The organism is Candidatus Palauibacter sp., assembly GCF_965208055.1.
Lineage (GTDB): Bacteria > Gemmatimonadota > Gemmatimonadetes > Palauibacterales > Palauibacteraceae > Palauibacter.
In genome coordinates this window covers 1,365,353-1,385,013 of the sequence record NZ_CBDBNY010000004.1, presented here as the reverse complement: position 1 = coordinate 1,385,013, position 19,661 = coordinate 1,365,353, and the positions used below count along the sequence as shown (strand labels likewise).

The window sequence follows — 19,661 nt, the reverse complement described above, 5'->3', positions numbered from 1 at the left end:
ATCGGGCTCGACAATCTCTCTCCGCCCCGCGGTTCGAAGTCCTCCGCAAAACGTCGCGGCCGCGGTCACGGATCCGGCCTGGGCAAGACGTCGGGACGCGGCCACAAGGGCCAGAAGTCGCGGAGTGGCGCGTCGATTCCGGCGTGGTTCGAGGGCGGCCAGATGCCGCTCTACCGGCGCACGCCCAAGCGGGGGTTCAAGCCGCACCGGCGGACCGAGTGGCACATCGTCAATCTCTCGGAACTGGACCGCGTGGAGGGAAGCGGGATCGATCCTCGAGCGCTGCGGGCGAGCGGCGTTATCCGCGGAACGGATCGTCCTGTGAAGATCCTCGGGCGCGGGGAGGTCGGGCGGGCGGTCGACGTGCGCGCGCATGCCTTCAGTGCCTCCGCCCGTGAGAAGATCGAGGCGGCCGGCGGCACCGCAAAGGTGATCGAGTAAGGCATGGCGAACGGCCAGAACGCGGCGGCTGCCGCGGCGAACATCTTCAAGGTGCCGGAGCTTAAGGCGAAGATTCTCTTCACTCTGCTCTGTCTCGCCCTGTATCGGCTCGGCTCCCACATCACGACGCCGGGTGTGAACGTCGTCGCCCTGCAGGCGCTCGCCGGACAGTTCCAGGGCACGATCTTCGGCATCTACGACCTCTTCGTGGGGGGCGGCCTGCAGCGCGCGACCGTGTTCGCCCTCGGCATCATGCCCTACATCTCGGCAAGCATTCTCTTCCAGCTCCTCGCCGCCGTGATGCCGGCGATCGAAAAGCTGCAGAAGGAAGGGGAGGAAGGCCGCCGCAAGCTCACGCAGTGGACGCGGTACACGACCGTGGTGCTGTGTATCGGGCAGTCCTACACCTACGCGCTTTTCCTCGAGGCTCAGCCGGGTGCGGTGCTCGATCCCGGTCTCGGTTTTCGCCTGCTCACCGTGCTGATGCTCACGACCGGGGGCGTGTTCGTCATGTGGCTCGGGGAGCAAATCACCGAGCGCGGCGTCGGCAACGGTATGTCCCTGCTCATCTTCTTCTCGATTCTGCAGGGCTTCCCGGGAGCGGTGCTCAACACCTTCGAACTCTACCAGGCCGGCGGCATCTCGATCATCAAGCTCGCCGCCCTCGCGGCGACTCTCGTCGCCGTCATGGCCGCGGTCGTCGCTCTGACGATGGCCCAGCGCAAGATTCCGGTGCAGATTCCGCGAAAGGTCGTGGGCAGGGGCCGGATCCGGGAAGGGCAACGGTCGTTCATCCCCCTGCGGATCAACTCCGCCGGCGTGATGCCGATCATTTTCGCCCAGTCGATCATCATCATTCCGGGAACCCTGGCCGCGTTCATGGGCAATCCGGGACCGGGCAGCTCCGGAGCCCGGCGTTTCATCTACGAGATGAGCCAGGCGCTCCAGGTGGGGACGGCGTGGTACTACGTGCTGTACGTCGTTCTCATCATCTACTTCACTTACTTCTACACGTCCATCATCTTCAACCCGGCGGATCTGGCGGAGAATCTGAAGCGCCAGGGCGGGTTCATCCCGGGCGTCAAGCCCGGCGCGAAGACGGCGGACTATATCGATCACGTGCTCACGCGGATCACGCTGCCCGGCTCGGTATACCTGGCGCTGATCGCCGTTCTGCCCTACCTGATCTTCTCGATCTTCGATCTTCAGACCTTCTTCTTCGGCGGCACTTCGCTGCTCATCGTGGTGGGCGTCGCGCTCGATACGATGCAGCAACTGCAACAGCATCTCCTGCTGCGCCAGTACGAGGGATTCATGAAGAAGGGTCGCGTCAAGTATCGCGGCAGACAGCGCTACATGTGATGGGCGTCCGGCTGATCATCATGGGTCCTCCCGGCGTCGGAAAGGGCACTCAGGGCGAGTTTCTCGCCGAACGCTTTGGCGTTCCGCGCCTTTCCACCGGCGACATGATCCGCGCCGCGCTTCACGCCGGAACCCCGCTCGGCGAAAGGGTTCGCGTCTACTACGAAGCGGGCGAACTCGTGCCGGACGAGGTCGTGCTGGGACTCATCGCGGAGGCGTTCGACGGTTCGGAGGCAAGCGGGGGGTTCGTGCTCGACGGATTTCCGCGCACGATCCCTCAGGCCGATGGGCTCGGCGAGCTGCTGGCCGACCGGGACATCGAACTGGACGCGGTGCTTTCCCTCGAGGCGCCGGAGGAAGAACTCGTCGACCGCATTTCCGGGCGGCGGGTGTGCGGATCGTGCGGCCTCGTGACTCATGTGCGCGCCGTGGGAGAGGATGCCGCCTGTCCGGATTGCGGAGCCGCCCTCGTGCAGCGCTCGGACGACCGCGCCGAGACCGTTCGCAATCGGCTCGCGGTCTATCGCGCCCAGACCGAACCTCTGCTCGCCTACTACGCCCGGTCCGCGACAGGACTGACCGCGGTGGACGGCACGGGAACGCTGGAGGCCGTGCGGGATCGTCTCTTCGAGACGTTGCGCGTAGCGGAGATGGCCGGTTGATCCGGCTGAAATCGTCCGCCCAGATCGACGCCATCGCCGCTGCGGGGGCGATCGTGGCGGAGGTCCTCGAGATGGCGGCGGAGCAGGCCATCCCCGGTCGGAGCACCGGGGAGCTGGACGACATCGCGGAGGCGCTGATTCGCGACAACCCGGGCGCGACGCCCGCCTTCAAGGGGCTGTACGGGTTTCCGGCCACGCTGTGCACGAGCATCAACGATGAGGTTGTCCATGGCATACCGTCGTTCCGGCGTGAATTGCAGTCGGGCGACATCGTGAGCGTCGATGTCGGCGTCAGGCTCGAGGGTCTGTTCGCGGACGCGGCCGTCACGATTCCCGTGGGAGAGGTGGCGCCGGCTACGGAGCGTCTCCTGGGTGTGACCCGAACGGCGCTCGACGTGGGTATCGAGGCGGCGCGTCCCGGAGCCCAGCTCGGCGACCTGGGCTGGGCGATACAGACGCACGTCGAAGCCGAGGGCTTCAGTGTGATCAGGGAGCTTGTCGGGCATGGCGTGGGAGAATCCCCCCACGAGGAACCGCAGGTTCCGAACTTTGGGGTGCGCAACCGCGGGTTCCGGATGCAGCCGGGGCTCGTCATCGCCATCGAGCCGATGGTCAACGCGGGCGGGCCGGAGATCCGCACACTCGACGATGAATGGACGGTGGTGACGGGGGACGGACGCCTCTCGGCGCATTTCGAGCACACGGTTGCGGTGACGCCGGAAGGCCCGCGCGTGTTGACGCGCGTCGCGAGTCCGGCGCGAGCAGCAGGGGAGGCCTGAGGTGGCGAAGGAAGAACCGATCCAGATGACGGGGGAGGTCGCCGAGGCGCTTCCCAACGCGATGTTTCGCGTGGAGTTGGAGAACGGGCATCAGATCGTCTGCCACGTCTCCGGCAAGATTCGCATGAACTACATACGGATCCTGCCGGGAGACCGGGTCGCGGTCGAGTTGTCGCCCTACGATTTGACGAGAGGGCGGATCACGTACCGGTACAAGTGAGCCGGGGAAGTTCCGGTTACGGCGATGGAGTTTGTTCGGATCGGTTCGGGCTGGTATTTTGAAGGGTTGCCATCGAACCGCCACCAGAGGACGGAAGCATGAAGGTTCGTTCGAGTGTCAGGCGAATTTGCGAGCATTGCAAGGTCATCCGCAGGCGCGGTGTCGTCCGGGTGATCTGCAGTCGAGATCCGAAGCACAAGCAGCGGCAGGGATAGGCAGAAATACATGGCACGTATAGCCGGAGTCGATCTTCCGCGGAACAAGCGGATCGAGGTGGGCCTCACGTATATCTACGGAATCGGCCACTCGACGGCGCGCAACATCCTGGCCGAAACGGGCGTGGATGCGGATGTTCGCGTCTATCAGTTGTCCGATGACGACGTCAACAAGCTGCGGCGAGTCATCGAGAACCACTACAAGGTCGAGGGTTCGCTGCGTACCGAGACCTCGATGAACGTGAAGCGTCTGATGGACATCGGATGCTATCGCGGGATGCGGCACCGGCGGAATCTGCCCGTGCGCGGCCAGCGAACACACACGAACGCCCGTACCCGAAAGGGGCCGCGGCGCGCCGTGGCCGGTAAGAAGAAGGCACCCAGGAAGTAGGTGCGGCAACCACGTCGGTCCAAACGGAGGACGCGCAGGGAATGGCAAAGCGGGTAAGAAAAAAGAAGCGCCAGGTCGATGCCGAGGGCGTCGCCCACATCAAGGCGACCTTCAACAATACGATCATCACGATCACGACCCTGACCGGGGACACCGTCGCCTGGGCCAGTGCCGGAAAGGCGGGGTTCAAGGGCTCCAAGAAGTCCACGCCCTTTGCCGCCACCATCGCGGCCGAGACGGTGGGACGCGAGGCGGCCGGCATGGGGATGCGGCGAGTCCATGTGGAAGTGCAGGGCCCCGGGTCGGGACGTGAGTCGGCGATTCAGGCGCTGCAGGCGGCCGGTCTCGCGATCCGTTCAATCAAGGACGTGACGCCGATTCCGCACAACGGATGCCGTCCGCCGAAGAAGCGGAGGGTATAGATGGCTCGCTATACGGGACCCGTTTGTCGGCTGTGCCGGCGTGAGGGAGAGAAGCTTTTCCTCAAGGGGAAGCGTTGCTTCACGGAGAAATGCGCGATCGAGCGTCGCGCGTTCCCCCCCGGGCAGCATGGCGGCGGTCGTCGTCGTCGGCGCCAGTCGGAGTACGCCGTGCAGTTGCGGGAAAAGCAGAAGGTGAAGCGGATCTACGGACTCGCGGAAAAGCAGTTCCGCTCTCTCTTCAAGAAGGCTTCCCGCGTCCCGGGCGTCACGGGCGAAAACCTGCTCGTCGCGCTCGAGAGCCGACTCGACAACATCGTCTACCGTCTCGGCTTCGCGCCTTCTCGCAAGGCGGCGCGGCAGCTCATTCGGCACCGCCACGTTCGGGTCGAAGGGGCGATGGTCGACGTGCCGAGCTATTCCGTGGGACCCGGTGCGGAGGTGTCGGTGGCGCCGAGAGCGCGGAAGTTGCCGGTTGTGATCGAGGCGATCGAGGATCGCCGGTCGCGCGATCAACTGTCGTGGCTGGGCGTCGACTACGACGCGGCGAGCGGACGCATGATCGAGCGCCCCTCCCGATCCGACATTCCGCTCGCCGTCGAAGAACAGTTAATCGTCGAACTCTACAGCAAGTAGGCCCGCGCGGCCGGGGGGGCATGCCCCGTGTCCGGCCGGCGAAGTCGCTGAGCAAAAAACAGGGAGTGAAGCGCATATGACGGTGTTGGTAGATCTGGCCGGTCTCGTGCTGCCGGAAGCGATGGAGGAGCAGAGGCGATCCCCCAATGGGTCGCGCGCATCGTTCCTCCTGCAGCCGCTGGAGCGCGGGTTCGGACACACGATCGGCAACTCGATCCGGCGGATCATGTTGTCGTCGCTTCCCGGAGCGGCGGTTTGGGCCTTCCGGGCGGACGGCGTTCAGCATGAACACCAGACGGTCGATGGGGTCGCGGAGGACGTACATCAGATCATTCAGAACCTGAAGCGTCTGGTTCTGGTGATGGATGAGGACGAAGCGGAAGCGAAGCTCTCGCTCACGGCGCACAAGGCCGGTCCGGTAACGGCGGAGCAGATCGTGGAGCATGCGTCGGTTCGAGTGGTGAACCCGGACCTCGTGCTGTTCACGCTGCAGGAGGATCTGCCGGAGAAGCGTCCTCTCACCTTCGACCTGTGGGTGAATCGCGGTCGCGGCTTCGTCATGGCGGAGCACCATGCGCCTCCCGAAGAGACCGAAACCAAGCGTGAGTTTCCGGTCGGGACGATCCGGATAGACGCCGTTTACAACCCCGTGACCCGCGCGAATTTCAATGTAAGGGAGACCCGGGTCGGCCAGCGCACGGACTTCGACCGGCTCGAGGTGGACGTCGAGACGAACGGAGCCCTCAAGCCGGCGGAGGCGGTTTCGCAGGCGGCGGAGATCGTCCGGCTGCACCTGTCGTATTTCAGTCAGATGGGGACCGTGCCCACGCTGCCGGAGGCCGTCGAGCCGGTCCAGGAGGACCGCGCAAGCGAGCCCGTCGATGCGGAACTTGTCGAGTTGCTCGAACGCTCGCTCGAGGATTTCAGCGAGGTCTCGGCCCGCTCGAGGAATACGCTGGAAAAGCAGGGCGTGTCGACGCTGGGCGATGTCGTCACGCGATCGCGGGACGATATCCTGAAGTTGGAGAATTTCGGAGAGAAGTCTCTCGAGGAGCTTGCGGAGGTCCTCGGCCGGCACGGACTCCGGTTCGGCATGTCGTTCCTGCGGGATGAAGACGGGAACCTCTACCTGCAGGATGATCTGGCGGGAAACGGAGTTCAGAGCGACGATGAGGCATAGAAAGAAGGGGCGGGAACTCAGTCGGACGCGCAGCCATCGGAAGGCGATGCTGCGAAACATGGCGACGAGTCTCATCCTGCACGAGCGGATCCGTACGACCGAGGCGAAGGCGAAGGAGTTGCGGCCGTTCGCCGAAAAGCTCATCACTTTGGCGAAGAGAGGCGATCTGCACAGCAGGCAACTGGCCGGTCGGCAGATCGCGGACCGCGCCGCACTGCGGAAACTCTTCGAGAAGATCGGCCCGCGTTTCGAACATCGACCGGGCGGATACACGAGGATTCTGAAGTTGGGCGCGCGGAAGGGTGACGGAGCGGAGTTGGCGCTCATCGAATTCACCGATCGCGAGGCGTGAGGAACCGGGAGAAGAGACATGTCCAACAAGGGTGAAGGTGGGCTCGGCGTCATCCTCAGCATCGTCGCGCTGGCGGCCATCGGAGGGTTCATGTATTGGCTGAACCTCCAGTCGCGCGATATCGAACAGGCACGCGCCGACGCCGACGCCGCCGAGATCGAGGCGGCTCGGGATCTGGACGCCTCCGACCTGCTTTCCGATCCGGCGGCAGCCGTCAGTCGCCGCGTCTTGATCGCGGGAATCCGCGTCGCGACGGGGCTGGGGGAGGGCGCATTCGCTCTTCAGCTTGCGGACGACATCGCCTATCCGGTGCTGCTTCAGTCCGACCCGATCCAGATCCTCCGGATGGCCGAGACGACGATCTACGGAGGCGACAGTGTCTTCGTGCGGGGGCAGATCTACACATTCAACGATTCGATCGCAGGCGTGTGGATCGAATCCGGAGCGGTAATGGAGTCCATGGGCGAACTGATCCCATCGTCCCCGACCTTCCTTCTTGCCGACTCCGTGTTCGTTCACTGAGCGGAATACAGAGGGAGTCATGGCGAATTTCTGTTACGTCTGCGGCAAGGGACCCGGCGTCGGGAACCACGTCAGCAACGCGAATAACAAGCGCAAGCGGCGCTTCATGCCGAACCTCCAGCGGGTGAGGATCGTGGAGGGTTCGGGTCGTCGGCGTGTGCGCGTCTGCACGCGGTGCATCAAGGCGGGAAAAGTCGTCAAGGCGTCCTGACGACGCCTCGCGGCGACGTTTCGACCGCTGACCGGCGACCGGACGCGGGGGTTCCCGCGGCCGGTCGTCTCGCATCGGTGGTCCGGTGACCTCCCCCCCGCTCGCGGGCCAGCATGTACTGGTCACGCGGCCCGCCGGGCAGACCGAAGGCTTCCGCACTCTCCTGGAGGCCGCGGGGGCGACCGTAACGACGGCGCCGACGATCCGGCTGGTGCCCGCAGCCGACCCGGAGGCGCTGGCGCGGGCGGCCGCGCGGCTGGCCGAATACGACTGGATCGTGCCGACCAGCGTGAACGCCGTCCGGCGTCTGGGAGACGCCGTGTCGGAGGCGGACTCGATGTGCGCGCTGGCGACGGGCCGGTTCGCCGCCGTGGGGCCGGCGACCGCGGACGCGCTACGCGCCCTCGGCGTGGCGGAGTGCCTCGTGCCGCCGATCTATCGGGGCGAAGCGCTCGCGGATGAGATCGTGGCGGCGACCGGGCCGGAGAGCCGTCCAGACGCGCGGGTCCTGCTCGTGCAGGCCGAGCGAGCGCGTCCCGTGCTGCGGGAACGACTGGTCGCCGCCGGAGCGCGGGTCGATGTCGCCCCGGCCTACGCGGTGGAGGTCAACCCCGACGTGCGAGACGTTCTCCGGGAGTTCATCGAACTGGGTCGCGGAGACTGGCTGACCTTCACGGCCTCGTCCGCCGCCCGTGCCTTCGTGCAACTCGTCGGTGCGCAGACCGGCGGCGCTCTCGTGGCCGCCATCAGTCCCGTGACTGCATCGACGCTCGCCGAACTTGGTCTGCCCGTGCATGTCGTGGCGGCCATGCACTCGATGCCCGGGCTCGTGGACGCTCTGGTGGCATCCGCCGCCCGCCCCGGCCGTTTCGCCGCGACTCACGGCCATGCCTGACGCATCGTTCCCCGCCTCCCGGCCACGCCGCCTGCGTCGTACGGCCTCCCTGCGCGAACTCGTACGGGAGACTCGGCTCGAGGCTTCCGATCTGGTCTACCCCATGTTCATCGATGACCGGGGACCGCCGCGACAGCGGATCCCTTCGATGCCGGGGATCGACCGCTTGAGTGTCGAGGCGGCCGTCGAAGAAGCGGGCGCCGCCTTCGAGGAAGGGATACGGGCCGTTCTCCTGTTCGGCCTGCCTGCAAGCAAGGATGCACGGGGCTCGCGAGCGGACCAGCCGGACGGCGTGATCCAGCGCTCGCTGCGGGCGCTTCGCGGCGCGCTTCCCGATCTGGTCCTGATCACGGATGTCTGCCTGTGCGAATACACGGATCACGGCCACTGCGGCATCCTCGACGGCGGTCGTGTCGTGAACGATCCGACGCTCGAGCGGCTCGCCGCCCAGGCCGTGAGTCACGCGGCCGCAGGGGCGGACATCGTCGCCCCCTCGGACATGATGGATGGTCGGGTCGGCGTGATTCGCGCCTTGCTCGACGAAGCCAACCTCGGGGACGTGGCCATTCTGTCCTATGCTGTCAAGTACGCGAGCGCTTTCTACGGCCCTTTCCGTGACGCGGCGGACTCCGCCCCCGCCTTCGGGGATCGGCGCGGGTATCAGATGGACGTGCGGAACGCGGATGAGGCGATCCGCGAGGTCGGTTTCGACATCGCCGAGGGGGCGGACCTGGTCATGGTGAAACCGGCGCTGCCGAATCTCGACATCCTCCGACGAGTCAAGGATGAGTTCCGGATGCCCACCGCCGCGTATCAGGTGAGCGGGGAATACGCGATGATCGAGGCTGCGGGCGCGCGAGGCTGGCTCGACCCGGAAGCGGCCAGCCTGGAAGCGATCCGCGCCATCCGGCGCGCGGGGGCGGACCTCATCGTGACCTATGCCGCGCGGCGCCTCGCGCGTGTGCTCTAGCGGGTGCCGTCGGTGAGGGTCCTTGTGACGGGCGGCGACGGGTTCATCGGACAGCACCTGGTCGAGCATCTGCTGGACCGGGGTTACGAGGTGACGGCGACGATGCTGGGGGAAGCCCCCTCCGGCGGGACTCTTTCGCCGGCCGGTCGCGCGGCGGCCGCCTGGACGCGGCTCGATGTGCGAGACGCCGACGCCGTCGCTTCGGCCGTGAACGCCGCCCGTCCGCGCCGAATCTTCCACCTGGCCGGCTTCTCGTCGGGAGCCGAGGCCGGCAAGCGGTCCCGGGACGCTCTCGCGGTGAACGGCGCGGGCACGCTGAACCTCGTCGAGGCGGTTGCGCGGGCCCCCGCGGCCGTGCACACAGTGGTCGTGGCGGGTTCCGCGGACTCGTACGGCGGCGGCGGTGGCGGGCCGATGCAAGAGCGTACGCCGCTTCGGCCGACGAGCGTGTACGGCGCCACCAAGGCCGCCCAGGACGTTGTCGCCCGCGGAGTCGGCACGGCACTCGGCGTCCGTGTGGTCGTCGCGCGGCTCTTTCCGCTCGTCGGTCCTGGACAGCGTCCCGTGTTCGTGCTCCCGAGCTTCTGCCGTCGCGCCCTCGCGATTCGGCGGGGAATGGCGGAGCCTCGGCTCGCCGTCGGCAATCTGGACGTGGAGCGCGACTTCACGGACGTACGCGACGGGGTGCGGGCGCTCGCGGACATCGCCGACCTCGACGGGACGCCCCACATGGCGTACAACGTGTGCTCCGGGATTGCAACGAAGATCCGCCGCCTGCTCGAGTGGGTCCTCGAGAGGGCGGAGATCGAGCCCGAGATCGTGCGCGATCCGGCCCTGGTCCGGAGCGGAGAACCGGCGGCCGTGGTCGGTGATCCCGCGCGGCTGCGGGCCGCAACCGGGTGGCGCGCGGAACGCGACCTGCGGGCCTGCGCGCACGCCACCCTGGACTGGGTCGCGAGTTCCGGAGCCGCCCGTCGGTCGAGCGGCGACACGGCCCCCTGAACGAGGAGCGACGGAGAACTCGATGGAAATCACCGTGATCGGCACCGGATACGTCGGGCTCGTGGCAGGGTCCTGTCTCGCCGGGTCCGGGAACCGCGTCACCTGTGCCGATGTCGACGAAGAGAAGATCCGGCGCTTGAACTCCGGAGATGTCCCGATCTACGAACCCGGCATCGAGCGTCTGATCTCGGAGGGCCTCGCCGCCGGACGGCTTCGATTCACAACGGACGCGACGGAGGGCGTCCGGACGGCCGACGCCATCTTTGTCGCGGTAGGCACGCCGCCCGGTCAGGACGGGCTGGCGGACCTCGACTTCGTGCTGGATGCGGCTCGCGTGATCGGAGACCATCTGCGCCCCGGCGCGGTCGTCGTAATGAAGAGCACCGTTCCGGTGGGGACGAGCGAGATCGTGCGGGCCGAGATCGCCCGACGGGCCGACCTGCCCTTCCACATGTGCTCCAACCCCGAGTTCCTCAAGGAAGGCGACGCCGTAGGGGACTTCCTGTACCCCGACCGGGTCGTCTGCGGCGTGGACTCGGACCGCGCCCGGCGGTGCATGGAGGAGCTGTACGAGCCTTTCATTCGCTCGGGGAACCCGCTGATTTTCATGGATATCGCCTCGGCGGAACTGACCAAATACGCGGCGAACGCGATGCTGGCCGCCCGGATCGGCATGATGAACCAGTTCGCCGAACTCTGCGAGCAAACCGGAGCCGACATCGAGCGCGTTCGCCGCGGCGTGGGCTCGGACCCTCGCATCGGGTCGGCCTTTCTCTATGCCGGCACGGGGTATGGCGGCAGTTGCCTTCCCAAGGATGTGCGGGCGATCATCCGCTCCGCAAAGAAGCAGGGTGTCGACCTCGGCATTCTGAAGTCCGTGAGCGAGGCGAACGATCGCCAGACCACCGTCCTCGTCCGAAAAATCCGGCAGCGGTTCGGAGATGACCTCACGGGTCTGCGCTTCGCGCTCTGGGGGCTTGCGTTCAAGCCGCGCACGGACGACATGCGCGAAGCGCCCTCGCGCGCGGTCGCCGAAGGGCTGCGAGAGCGGGGAGCGTCGGTCGTGGCGCACGACCCCGCCGCCATGGAACCGTCGCGCGAGTTCTACCTCGGGGACGCCGTGGAATACGCGGCGAACGAGTACGAGGCGCTCGACGGGGCGGACGCGCTCGTCGTTGTGACGGAGTGGCTCCAGTACCGGCGTCCCGACTGGTCGCAACTTGCGCAGCGCATGGCCCGCCCGATCGTGTTCGACGGGCGCAACGTGTTCGAACCGGATCGCATGGCTTCGCGGGGGTTCGAACACTACCCGGTCGGGCGCAGGCAGATCGGTCCGGCGGAGATCGCATGAGACTGGTCGTCACCGGCGCCGCCGGCTTCCTCGGTTCGCACCTCACCGACCGCCTCCTCGCCGAGGGGCACTCCGTCGTCGGCATCGACAGCCTGATTACGGGGACGCGACGCAACCTCGCCCACCTGCGGGACGAGCCGAGGTTCGCGTTTCTGGAGTGGGACGTGTCGGAGCCGTTCGAGATCGAGGGGGAGATCGAAGGGGTCTTCCACTTCGCTTCGCCGGCCAGCCCGGTGGATTATCTTCGTTTCCCGATCCAGACGCTGGAAGCGGGCGCTCTCGGCACGCGCAACGTCCTGGGCCTGGCCAGAGCGAGCGGCTCCCGGCTGCTGCTCGCGTCCACCTCGGAAGTCTACGGAGACCCGCTCATCCATCCTCAGCCCGAAACGTACTGGGGCAACGTGAACCCGGTCGGCCCGCGCTCCGTATACGACGAGGCGAAGCGGTTCGCCGAGGCCATCACGATGGCCTACCACCGCGAGCACGGCGTGGATACGCGCATCGTGCGAATCTTCAATACCTACGGCCCGCGCATGCGTCCTGACGATGGTCGCGTGGTGTCGAACTTCGTCGTCCAGGCACTCCGGGGCGAACCGCTCACCGTCTACGGAGACGGCTCCCAGTCACGGAGCTTCTGTTATGTGTCCGACCTCGTGGAGGGGATCTGGCGTCTCTTCAACGCCGACATCCACGAGCCGGTGAACCTCGGCAATCCCGAGGAGTATACGATTCGTGCGTTGTCCGATCTCGTGCTCGCGACCACGGACTCCGCGTCCACGATCGAAGTGCGTCCGCTGCCCGAAGACGACCCGAGAATGCGCTCTCCGGACATCTCTCTCGCCTCTGCGGGGCTGGATTGGACTCCCCGAGTCCCGCTCAAGGTCGGGCTGAAGCGAACGGTCGAGTATTTTCGGGAGATGCGGCTGCTCGGAGCAGCACCCGCATGATCGCACAGCGGGGAGGCGAGGAGGACATGGGGCGAGCCCGGGTCTCCGTGGTCATGCCCGTATACAACGAGGAGACGACGCTCGAGGCGATCGTCCGGCGCGTGAAGGAAGTCGCCCCGGACGTGGAACTCATCGCGGTCGACGACGGCTCGGCCGACGCGTCCGCGTCGATCCTCCACCGATTGGAGGCGGAGGGGCTGGTCGACCGCGTGCTCGTCCACGAGCGGAACCAGGGGAAGGGCGCGGCTCTCTCCACCGGGTTCCGGGGCGTCGGCGGCGACATCGTCATCATCCAGGACGCGGATCTCGAATACGACCCCGCCGAGTATCCTCGCCTCCTGGAGCCGATCCTCGCGGGCAGAGCGGATGTCGTCTACGGGTCGCGGTTCATGGGCGGGCAGCCGCATCGCGTCCTCTACTACTGGCACTACGTGGGGAACCGGTGGCTGACTCTGCTGTCGAACATGATGACGAACCTCAACCTCACGGACATGGAGACGTGTTATAAGTGTTTCCGCCGGGAAGTGATCGAGCGGCTCACGATCGAGGAGCGGGCCTTCGGCGTCGAACCGGAAATCACGGCGAAGGTCGCCATGGGTGGATGGCGCGTGTACGAGGTGGGGATCTCCTACGCGGGGCGGACGTACGCGGAGGGCAAGAAGATCGGGTGGCGCGATGGCATCTCCGCGCTGCGCTGTATCTTTCTGTACGGCCTCGTGCGGCGCTGGACGCGCAGGGGCGGGCCGCGCGCCTCTCGCGAGGCAACGGGTGACATCCATGGCGGCGTCGAAAGCGGGGAGAGTTGAGACATTCGGGGGACGAAGGCCGGCAGGGGCGCCCATGGTGACCGTCCGACAGCGGATCGTTCGGGGGACCGCCGGGGTCCTGGCGGCGCTTGCGCTTGCGGCGTGCGAGGATCCGGTGGACCGGTCCGTCGTGCGCGGGGACCGATACCTGGCCGTCGGGGATGCGGACAAGGCGATCGCCGAGTACCTCCTTTCCCGGCGCGTCAGCGGGGACACGGACGACCTGCTCCTCCGGCTCGGGCATGCCTACGCCGTGCGCGGCGATGTCGACGAGGCGCTCACCGTCTACGAGACGCTCGCGGAGCGCGACCCGCGGCTGCGGCACCAGGCGGCGGCCTCGCTCGCCGGACTTGCGTGGTCCGCGCGGGAGCGGGGCGCGGCGGAGAACATGTCCCGCGCGCTCCAGCCCCTCGTGGATTGGGGATTGGGCTATCTTCCCGCCGACCTCCAGCGCTCGCTGGCCGCCTATCATGCGGCTGAGGGTGACTACGCACGTTCCCTCTCGCTGCGCCTCGCGCTCCTCGCCGGCGAGGGGGATCCGGAGCCGGCGGTGCTGTACGATGTCGGCCTCGCATATGAACAACTCGGCGCGTGCACTCGCGCGCTGCCGTTCTATCGCGACTTCCTCGAGGCGATGGAGGCAAGCCGCTCGAACCCGGAGGACGCCCGTTACCGCTACGGGAACTGTCTTTACGTGTCCGCCGATGAAGACCGGGCGGAGAGCCGCCCCGCCGCCGCCCTCGAGAAGCTGGCCGAAATGGTCGAACTCGGCGTGCCGCGGACGCACATGGTCGAGGCGCACTTCCTCATCGGCGAACTCCACCTCGCGCTCGGCGAGACGGACGAAGCTCTCGTCAACTACGCTCGCGTGCTGGAACTGAACCCGACACGCACACACGCGCTGGTCCGCCGGGCGGAGGAGCGGATCCGACAGATCCGCTTCGGCTTCGAATGAGCGGCCCAACCGGAATGAAGGGCCGCACGGGGAGGGCTCGCGATGCCCTCCGCACGGCGCTCGCCGCCACGGTCCTCATGCTCGCGGGTTGCTCGAGTTCCGGTCCCCCGGGCGATCTCGAGCCACCGGATCTCTTCCAGTGGGCGCAGGATCGGTTCGACGCCGAAGAATATCGCAGGGCGGCCGAGGGCTTCCTCGCTTTCATGGTTCGAGATCCCCTGAATCCGCTCGTCGACAGCGCGCAGTACCTCGCTGCCGAGGGGCAGCTCCGGGCGGGCAACGAGCTCGACGCCGTGGAGGAGTTCCGGCGCATGGCCACGAACCGGCCCAACAGTCCCCTCGCGGACGACGCGCAGCTGGGGCTGTGCCGGGCGTACCTCGCGGCCTCGCCCCGGGTCACTCTCTCCCAGGAGTTCACCCGGCGGGCCCTCGAGGAATGCCAGCGTCTGTTGCAGTTCTTCCCGACGACCCCCTTCCGGGAGCAGGCCGAAGGCCTGATGGCGGACGCGCGGGCGAAGCTGGCCGAGAAGAGCTACGAAATCGGGAAGTACTATCAGGATCGCATGAGACTGGCGGAATCCGCGATCGTCTACTTCGAAAAATCGCTGGCGGAGGAGCCGACCGGGGATTTTCTGCCGGATCTCCTGTTGCGGTTGTATCGAAGTTACCGTGTCGTGGGGTACGAAACCGAGGCCGGCGTCATCCGGGAGCGGCTGCTGTCGGAGTTTCCCGACTCGGAGGAAGCCCGGTTGCTGCGGGCGGACGAAGACCCGGCGGCGGCGGAGGACCCGGCGGGGGATGTCGAGTCCCCGCGTTGAAGTCCCGGCGGGCGGTCGCCGGACGGGCATCCTCGGCGGGAGCTTCGATCCTCCGCACTTGGGCCATGTCTCGGTGGCGCGCGACCTCCTCGAAGAGCTGCGCCTCGACCGGCTGCTCGTGATTCCCGCGGGCGATCCACCGCACCGCGAGGTTACGCTCCCCGCGCAGGTGCGCCTCCACCTCACGCGCCGGGCCTTTGCGGACCTGCCCGGCATCGAGGTCAGCCCGATGGAGATCGAGCGGGCCGGTCCCTCCTACACGGTGGACACGCTGGAAGCCCTCGCGCGGCGCTTTCCTGCCGACCGGCTCGTCCTCGCGATGGGCGCGGACCAGTTCGCGGCGATCCACCGCTGGGAACGCTGGCGCCGGCTTCCGGAGTTGGCCCGCATTGCGGTGATGCCGCGGGGCGGCGGAGAGCCCGCGCCCTCCCCGGAATCGATGCCGATCGAGTATGTTGTCGCCCACGTCACGCGAGTGGATATCTCGGCGAGCCGGATCCGGCAGCGCCTCGAGGAGGGGCGTTCGGTCCGCCTCCTCGTTCCGGAAACGATCCGACACCAAGTCGAGCGCGCCTGGGCCGGACGCCGGTCGCGCCATGTAACCCAGTGAGCCCCGGATGTTGAAGAACGTCGTAACGCAGGTCTTCGGAACGCGCTTCACGCGCGAGATGAAGCGCATGCGGCCGATCATCTCGCAGATCAAGGAACACGAGTCGCGGTTCGCGGATCTCCCGGAGGAAGCCCTCAAGGCGCAGACGGGGAAGTTCCGGGCGGTCATCGAGGAGCGGACCGCCGAGTTCGAGGAGGCCGTCGAGGCGCTGCGGGAAAAGCGTCGCTTCACCGAGAATCCGGCGCGCCGCGCCGATCTCACCGAACGCATCGCGACGACGGAGGGCGACCTCAACGAGGCGCTGCAGGCCGTGCTCGACGAGATTCTTCCCGAGGCTTTCGCGACCGTCCGGGAGGCGTGCCGGCGACTCCTCGGCACGGAGATCGAGGTCACGGGGAACGAGATGACGTGGGACATGATCCCCTACGATGTGCAGCTCATCGGAGGGATCGTTCTCCATGAGGGGAAGATCGCCGAGATGGCCACCGGCGAGGGGAAGACGCTCGTGGCCACGATGCCGATGTACCTCAACGCCCTCCCCGGCCGGGGCGTCCACCTCGTTACCGTCAACGACTATCTCGCCAGGCGCGACGCCCAGTGGATGGGCACAGTCTTCGACTACCTCGGTCTCACCGTGGGCGTGCTCGAAGATACGGAGCCGGGAAGCGTCGAGCGGCGGGCCGCCTACCAGGCCGACATCACCTACGGGACGAACAACGAATTCGGGTTCGACTACCTGCGCGACAACATGGTGATCGAACTCCGGCATCGCGTGCAGCGCGGACACGCGTACGCGATCATCGACGAGGTCGACTCGGTGCTCATCGACGAGGCCCGCACCCCGCTCATCATCTCCGGACCCGCGGGTCGCGACGAACGCGACGTGTACCAGAAGCACAACCCGCAGGTGGCTGCGATCGCCCGCAGGCAGACGCGGATCGTCAACCGGCTCGTGGCCGAGGGCACGGAGTTGCTCGAAGAGACCGGAGCCGATGAGGATACGGAGCAGCGCCGGGACGCGGGCCTGAAGCTGCTCGCCGCGCAACGCGGCGCGCCGAAGAACAAGCGGCTGCTCAAGCTGAAGACGCGCTCCGGCGTGAAGCAGCTCATTCAGCGGACGGAAGCCGACCTCATGCGCGAGAAGCGGCTGCCCGAGATCGACGAGATGCTCCTCTTCTCGATGGACGAGAAGGGGCAGACGATCCAGATTTCCGAGCAGGGCCTCGACGTGCTCTCGCCCGACGACCCCGAGACGTTCGTCGTCCCCGACATCTCGGAGGACGTCCAGCAGGTCGAGGACGACGAATCGCTGACCACGGACGAGAAGCGTGGCGAGATCGAGCGGCTCGAACGCGAGTACGCGGAGAAGTCGGAGAAGATCCACGTCATCCACCAGCTCGTGAAGGCGTACTCCCTGTACGAGAAGGACGTGGAGTACGTGGTGGAGAACGGCGACGTCCTGATCGTCGACGAACACACCGGCCGCAAGATGCACGGGCGGCGCTGGTCGGACGGGCTCCACCAGGCGGTCGAGGCGAAGGAGAAGGTCAAGGTGCGGGGCGAGACGCAGACACTCGCCACGATCACGATCCAGAACTACTTCCGGATGTACGACAAGGTGGCCGGCATGACCGGTACCGCCGAGACGGAGGAGGGCGAGTTCCACGCCATCTACGGCCTCGAGGTCGTCGTCATCCCGACGAACCGGCCGGTGCGGCGACTCGATCACGACGACGCGATCTTCCAGACGAAGAAGGAGAAATACGCCGCCCTGATCGACGAGATCGAACGGATCAACGGGGAGGGCCTTCCGATCCTCGTCGGGACGACGAGTGTGGAAGTGTCGGAGATCATCGCTCGCATGCTGAAACGGCGGGGCCTCGCGCACGAGGTGCTGAACGCGAAGCAGCACGCCCGGGAAGCGGAGATCGTGCGCAACGCGGGCCAGCCGGGCGCGATCACGATCGCAACGAACATGGCCGGGCGCGGCACCGACATCAAACTCGCCTCCCCGTGCGTGCAGTGCGACGTGTGCGGGATCCGGTCCGAAACCCCGGCCTTCGGCCGCAGCGCCGAGCAACCGGACCTGTCGCGAGCCGAGATCAAGGAGCGGGGGTGCGAGGAGGAGCCGCCCTGCGGCCTCCAGATCCTGGGCACGGAGCGCCACCAGTCTCGCCGCATCGACCGCCAGCTCCGCGGCCGTTCCGGACGCCAGGGGGATCCCGGCGCCAGCCTCTTCTTCCTGTCGCTGGAAGACGATCTCATGCGGCTCTTCATGCATGAGCGCGTGGCGAAGGTCATGGATCGGCTGGGCGTGCAGGAGGGCGAGGTCATCAGTCATCCGTGGATCACGAAGTCCGTCGAGCGGGCGCAGAAGCGGGTCGAGACCCAGAACTTCGACGCGCGCAAACGACTGCTGGACTACGACGACGTGATGAACCAGCAGCGGGAGGTCGTCTACGACCTGCGCCTCTATGCGCTCGAGGGTGGGGAAGATCTCAAGGGCGAGACGTGGGAGATGGTCGAGGAGGCGATCCGCGAGGAGATGGACGCCTATGTGCCCGAGGAGAGTTCGCACGACCGGTGGAACCTGCCGGGACTGCGGGAGCACCTCCTGATCGAGTACTTCCTGCACAACGAGTTCCTGCCCCGGGTCGGAGCGGACCGGGGCGAGGCGCCCGAGGCGGAGAAGGAAGCGAGCGCCGACAACTGGGCGGGGACCGGCGAGTTGTACGAGGCGGTGCTCGAGAGCGCCCACGAGCAGTTCCGCGCCAAGCTCGAGAGTTTCGGCGAAGACTGGGAGCAGGTCCTGCGCTTCATCGTGCTGTCGGTCCTGGACGAGAAATGGAAGGACCACCTCTACGACCTCGACCATCTGCGCTCCTCGATCCAGTTCCGGTCGTGGGGACAGAAGGATCCGCTCGTCGAATACAAGAAGGAGGCGTACGAGATGTTCGTGAGCCTGATCACGGACATCCGGAAGACGGTGGCGAATCGCTTTTTCCGCGTGCGCATCGAGCGCCGGCCGCCGGTCCGGCCGCGTGCGCCGCAGATCACGGGGATGAGCGGCCCGGTGGAGCCGGGGGCCGGTGCGGTCGGCGCCGCGGCCGGCGTCGCCCCCGGCCGGGGAGCGGCGCCCGGGCCGGCCGGCGCGGTGGGCGAGCCTCCCGCGCGCGAGCCGGCGTTCTCGGCCACGGGCGTGGCGGCCTCCGCCGCGGTGCAGGAACTGGCGCCCGATGACACCGCGGCCCGCGCGGCCCTCCGCGCCGGCCAGCGGCCCCGCCGGACGGGCGCTCCGGCGACGGCCACGAAGACCCCCGGGCGGAACGAGCCGTGTCACTGCGGCAGCGGCCGGAAGTACAAGAAGTGCCACGGCCGCCCTGGATGAGATTGCCGACAGCGAGGCGGATGGTGCCCCGGACGGCGCGTCGTCGCCGCATGCCCATCGCCACCGCCGCCGCCTGGGTGCTCGCGTTCGGATGCGGCGGAGCAGGCGAGTCCGCGGACGCGGCCGCCACCCCGGCCAGCGCAGCCGCCGCCCCGGAGGCGACCGGTTCCGCTTCGGATCCGGATCTGTCGGCCGTGTACGCCGTCGAGGCGGTCGACGTGGCCCTCCTGGAGTACGCCATCGGCATGCCGTCGCGGCTGCCGGCCGGCCCCACGGTGCTCCGCCTCAGCAACCAGGGCTTCGAGATGCACAACCTCAAGCTCGTGGAGCCGGCGAGCGGAGAGGTCCTCTGGGAGACCGAGTCGGACGTGAATACCGGGGAGGTTCGCCTGGTGGAACTCGACCTTGCTCCCGGGAGCTACACCGTGGTGTGCGATGTCGCCGGCCACGACAGCCGCGGGATGCTCATGACGCTCACCGTGGAGGCTTCCCCGGCTCCCTGACCATGTCCTGACCGCGCCTGGCCATC

At 67.2% G+C, this 19,661-nt stretch carries 24 protein-coding genes; all 24 read left to right on the top strand.

The annotated features are described in order from the left end of the window. Nucleotides 1-441, top strand: coding sequence for a 50S ribosomal protein L15 (gene rplO, locus ACOGXI_RS06285; protein ID WP_419940164.1), 441 nt, complete (start codon nucleotides 1-3; stop codon nucleotides 439-441). Between the two features lie 3 nt (nucleotides 442-444). After that, complete coding sequence (gene secY / locus ACOGXI_RS06280) at nucleotides 445-1,803, top strand: preprotein translocase subunit SecY (RefSeq protein WP_419938025.1); 1,359 nt, start codon at nucleotides 445-447, stop codon at nucleotides 1,801-1,803. Next, nucleotides 1,803-2,465, top strand: coding sequence for an adenylate kinase (locus ACOGXI_RS06275; RefSeq protein WP_419938024.1), 663 nt, complete (start codon nucleotides 1,803-1,805; stop codon nucleotides 2,463-2,465). Before secY ends, ACOGXI_RS06275 begins: the two co-directional genes overlap by 1 nt. Further along, entirely contained in the window at nucleotides 2,462-3,244 is a 783-nt protein-coding gene (gene map / locus ACOGXI_RS06270; RefSeq protein WP_419938023.1) for a type I methionyl aminopeptidase, read from the top strand. Before ACOGXI_RS06275 ends, map begins: the two co-directional genes overlap by 4 nt. A 1-nt stretch (nucleotide 3,245) precedes the next feature. Continuing rightward, the gene (gene infA, locus ACOGXI_RS06265) at nucleotides 3,246-3,464 is read left to right on the top strand and encodes a translation initiation factor IF-1 (RefSeq protein ID WP_310756603.1); all 219 of its coding nucleotides are present in this window, start codon (nucleotides 3,246-3,248) and stop codon (nucleotides 3,462-3,464) included. 98 nt (nucleotides 3,465-3,562) lie between these two features. After that, nucleotides 3,563-3,679 carry a 50S ribosomal protein L36 gene (gene rpmJ, locus ACOGXI_RS06260; protein WP_310756605.1) on the top strand — a complete coding sequence of 39 codons (117 nt, stop codon included), beginning with the start codon at nucleotides 3,563-3,565 and terminating at the stop codon, nucleotides 3,677-3,679. Between the two features lie 10 nt (nucleotides 3,680-3,689). Next, nucleotides 3,690-4,070, top strand: a complete 381-nt coding sequence (gene rpsM / locus ACOGXI_RS06255) for a 30S ribosomal protein S13 (protein ID WP_310756607.1) — start codon at nucleotides 3,690-3,692, stop codon at nucleotides 4,068-4,070. Between the two features lie 41 nt (nucleotides 4,071-4,111). Next, nucleotides 4,112-4,492, top strand: a complete 381-nt coding sequence (gene rpsK / locus ACOGXI_RS06250; protein ID WP_310756609.1) for a 30S ribosomal protein S11 — start codon at nucleotides 4,112-4,114, stop codon at nucleotides 4,490-4,492. After that, nucleotides 4,493-5,125: a 30S ribosomal protein S4 gene (rpsD, locus tag ACOGXI_RS06245; RefSeq protein ID WP_419938022.1), complete on the top strand. Its 633-nt coding sequence runs from the start codon at nucleotides 4,493-4,495 to the stop codon at nucleotides 5,123-5,125. 76 nt (nucleotides 5,126-5,201) lie between these two features. Further along, nucleotides 5,202-6,305 (top strand): DNA-directed RNA polymerase subunit alpha, encoded by a 1,104-nt coding sequence (locus ACOGXI_RS06240; protein ID WP_419938021.1) that lies wholly within the window; start codon nucleotides 5,202-5,204, stop codon nucleotides 6,303-6,305. Then, entirely contained in the window at nucleotides 6,295-6,657 is a 363-nt protein-coding gene (gene rplQ, locus ACOGXI_RS06235) for a 50S ribosomal protein L17 (protein ID WP_310756615.1), read from the top strand. Before ACOGXI_RS06240 ends, rplQ begins: the two co-directional genes overlap by 11 nt. A gap of 18 nt (nucleotides 6,658-6,675) precedes the next feature. Beyond that, nucleotides 6,676-7,179 (top strand): hypothetical protein, encoded by a 504-nt coding sequence (locus ACOGXI_RS06230; protein WP_419938020.1) that lies wholly within the window; start codon nucleotides 6,676-6,678, stop codon nucleotides 7,177-7,179. A 19-nt stretch (nucleotides 7,180-7,198) separates the two neighbouring features. After that, complete coding sequence (rpmB, locus tag ACOGXI_RS06225; RefSeq protein ID WP_419938019.1) at nucleotides 7,199-7,390, top strand: 50S ribosomal protein L28; 192 nt, start codon at nucleotides 7,199-7,201, stop codon at nucleotides 7,388-7,390. Between the two features lie 85 nt (nucleotides 7,391-7,475). Then, nucleotides 7,476-8,285: a uroporphyrinogen-III synthase gene (locus tag ACOGXI_RS06220; protein ID WP_419938018.1), complete on the top strand. Its 810-nt coding sequence runs from the start codon at nucleotides 7,476-7,478 to the stop codon at nucleotides 8,283-8,285. Then, nucleotides 8,278-9,255, top strand: a complete 978-nt coding sequence (gene hemB / locus ACOGXI_RS06215) for a porphobilinogen synthase (RefSeq protein ID WP_419938017.1) — start codon at nucleotides 8,278-8,280, stop codon at nucleotides 9,253-9,255. Before ACOGXI_RS06220 ends, hemB begins: the two co-directional genes overlap by 8 nt. 12 nt (nucleotides 9,256-9,267) lie before the next feature. After that, nucleotides 9,268-10,257: a GDP-mannose 4,6-dehydratase gene (locus tag ACOGXI_RS06210; protein WP_419938016.1), complete on the top strand. Its 990-nt coding sequence runs from the start codon at nucleotides 9,268-9,270 to the stop codon at nucleotides 10,255-10,257. Between the two features lie 22 nt (nucleotides 10,258-10,279). Then, on the top strand, nucleotides 10,280-11,608 hold the full coding sequence (locus ACOGXI_RS06205) for a UDP-glucose dehydrogenase family protein (protein WP_419938015.1): 1,329 nt from the start codon (nucleotides 10,280-10,282) through the stop codon (nucleotides 11,606-11,608). After that, nucleotides 11,605-12,555: a UDP-glucuronic acid decarboxylase family protein gene (locus tag ACOGXI_RS06200; protein ID WP_419938014.1), complete on the top strand. Its 951-nt coding sequence runs from the start codon at nucleotides 11,605-11,607 to the stop codon at nucleotides 12,553-12,555. Before ACOGXI_RS06205 ends, ACOGXI_RS06200 begins: the two co-directional genes overlap by 4 nt. Beyond that, nucleotides 12,552-13,361: a glycosyltransferase family 2 protein gene (locus tag ACOGXI_RS06195; RefSeq protein ID WP_419938013.1), complete on the top strand. Its 810-nt coding sequence runs from the start codon at nucleotides 12,552-12,554 to the stop codon at nucleotides 13,359-13,361. Before ACOGXI_RS06200 ends, ACOGXI_RS06195 begins: the two co-directional genes overlap by 4 nt. Before the next feature lie 34 nt (nucleotides 13,362-13,395). After that, complete coding sequence (locus ACOGXI_RS06190) at nucleotides 13,396-14,316, top strand: tetratricopeptide repeat protein (RefSeq protein ID WP_419938012.1); 921 nt, start codon at nucleotides 13,396-13,398, stop codon at nucleotides 14,314-14,316. A 14-nt stretch (nucleotides 14,317-14,330) separates the two neighbouring features. After that, nucleotides 14,331-15,134, top strand: a complete 804-nt coding sequence (locus ACOGXI_RS06185) for an outer membrane protein assembly factor BamD (RefSeq protein ID WP_419938011.1) — start codon at nucleotides 14,331-14,333, stop codon at nucleotides 15,132-15,134. Beyond that, the gene (gene nadD / locus ACOGXI_RS06180; RefSeq protein ID WP_419938010.1) at nucleotides 15,115-15,744 is read left to right on the top strand and encodes a nicotinate (nicotinamide) nucleotide adenylyltransferase; all 630 of its coding nucleotides are present in this window, start codon (nucleotides 15,115-15,117) and stop codon (nucleotides 15,742-15,744) included. The genes ACOGXI_RS06185 and nadD overlap by 20 nt, the downstream gene beginning before the upstream one ends. Before the next feature lie 7 nt (nucleotides 15,745-15,751). Beyond that, the gene (secA, locus tag ACOGXI_RS06175; protein ID WP_419938009.1) at nucleotides 15,752-19,132 is read left to right on the top strand and encodes a preprotein translocase subunit SecA; all 3,381 of its coding nucleotides are present in this window, start codon (nucleotides 15,752-15,754) and stop codon (nucleotides 19,130-19,132) included. 23 nt (nucleotides 19,133-19,155) lie between these two features. After that, nucleotides 19,156-19,635, top strand: coding sequence for a hypothetical protein (locus tag ACOGXI_RS06170; RefSeq protein ID WP_419938008.1), 480 nt, complete (start codon nucleotides 19,156-19,158; stop codon nucleotides 19,633-19,635). Nucleotides 19,636-19,661: the final 26 nt, after the last annotated feature.

Excerpts from the sequence above, each read along its gene's own strand:
- ACOGXI_RS06230 (WP_419938020.1), top strand. The coding sequence starts at position 6,676 with ATGTCCAACAAGGGTGAAGGTGGGCTCGGCGTCATCCTCAGCATCGTC.
- ACOGXI_RS06195 (WP_419938013.1), top strand. The coding sequence starts at position 12,552 with ATGATCGCACAGCGGGGAGGCGAGGAGGACATGGGGCGAGCCCGGGTC.
- nadD (WP_419938010.1), top strand. The coding sequence starts at position 15,115 with ATGTCGAGTCCCCGCGTTGAAGTCCCGGCGGGCGGTCGCCGGACGGGC.
- hemB (WP_419938017.1), top strand. The coding sequence starts at position 8,278 with ATGCCTGACGCATCGTTCCCCGCCTCCCGGCCACGCCGCCTGCGTCGT.
- rplQ (WP_310756615.1), top strand. The coding sequence starts at position 6,295 with ATGAGGCATAGAAAGAAGGGGCGGGAACTCAGTCGGACGCGCAGCCAT.
- secY (WP_419938025.1), top strand. The coding sequence starts at position 445 with ATGGCGAACGGCCAGAACGCGGCGGCTGCCGCGGCGAACATCTTCAAG.
- ACOGXI_RS06240 (WP_419938021.1), top strand. The coding sequence starts at position 5,202 with ATGACGGTGTTGGTAGATCTGGCCGGTCTCGTGCTGCCGGAAGCGATG.
- ACOGXI_RS06185 (WP_419938011.1), top strand. The coding sequence starts at position 14,331 with ATGAAGGGCCGCACGGGGAGGGCTCGCGATGCCCTCCGCACGGCGCTC.
- rpmJ (WP_310756605.1), top strand. The coding sequence starts at position 3,563 with ATGAAGGTTCGTTCGAGTGTCAGGCGAATTTGCGAGCATTGCAAGGTC.
- ACOGXI_RS06205 (WP_419938015.1), top strand. The coding sequence starts at position 10,280 with ATGGAAATCACCGTGATCGGCACCGGATACGTCGGGCTCGTGGCAGGG.
- rpsM (WP_310756607.1), top strand. The coding sequence starts at position 3,690 with ATGGCACGTATAGCCGGAGTCGATCTTCCGCGGAACAAGCGGATCGAG.
- secA (WP_419938009.1), top strand. The coding sequence starts at position 15,752 with ATGTTGAAGAACGTCGTAACGCAGGTCTTCGGAACGCGCTTCACGCGC.
- rpsD (WP_419938022.1), top strand. The coding sequence starts at position 4,493 with ATGGCTCGCTATACGGGACCCGTTTGTCGGCTGTGCCGGCGTGAGGGA.
- ACOGXI_RS06275 (WP_419938024.1), top strand. The coding sequence starts at position 1,803 with ATGGGCGTCCGGCTGATCATCATGGGTCCTCCCGGCGTCGGAAAGGGC.
- rpmB (WP_419938019.1), top strand. The coding sequence starts at position 7,199 with ATGGCGAATTTCTGTTACGTCTGCGGCAAGGGACCCGGCGTCGGGAAC.
- ACOGXI_RS06200 (WP_419938014.1), top strand. The coding sequence starts at position 11,605 with ATGAGACTGGTCGTCACCGGCGCCGCCGGCTTCCTCGGTTCGCACCTC.
- ACOGXI_RS06190 (WP_419938012.1), top strand. The coding sequence starts at position 13,396 with ATGGTGACCGTCCGACAGCGGATCGTTCGGGGGACCGCCGGGGTCCTG.
- rpsK (WP_310756609.1), top strand. The coding sequence starts at position 4,112 with ATGGCAAAGCGGGTAAGAAAAAAGAAGCGCCAGGTCGATGCCGAGGGC.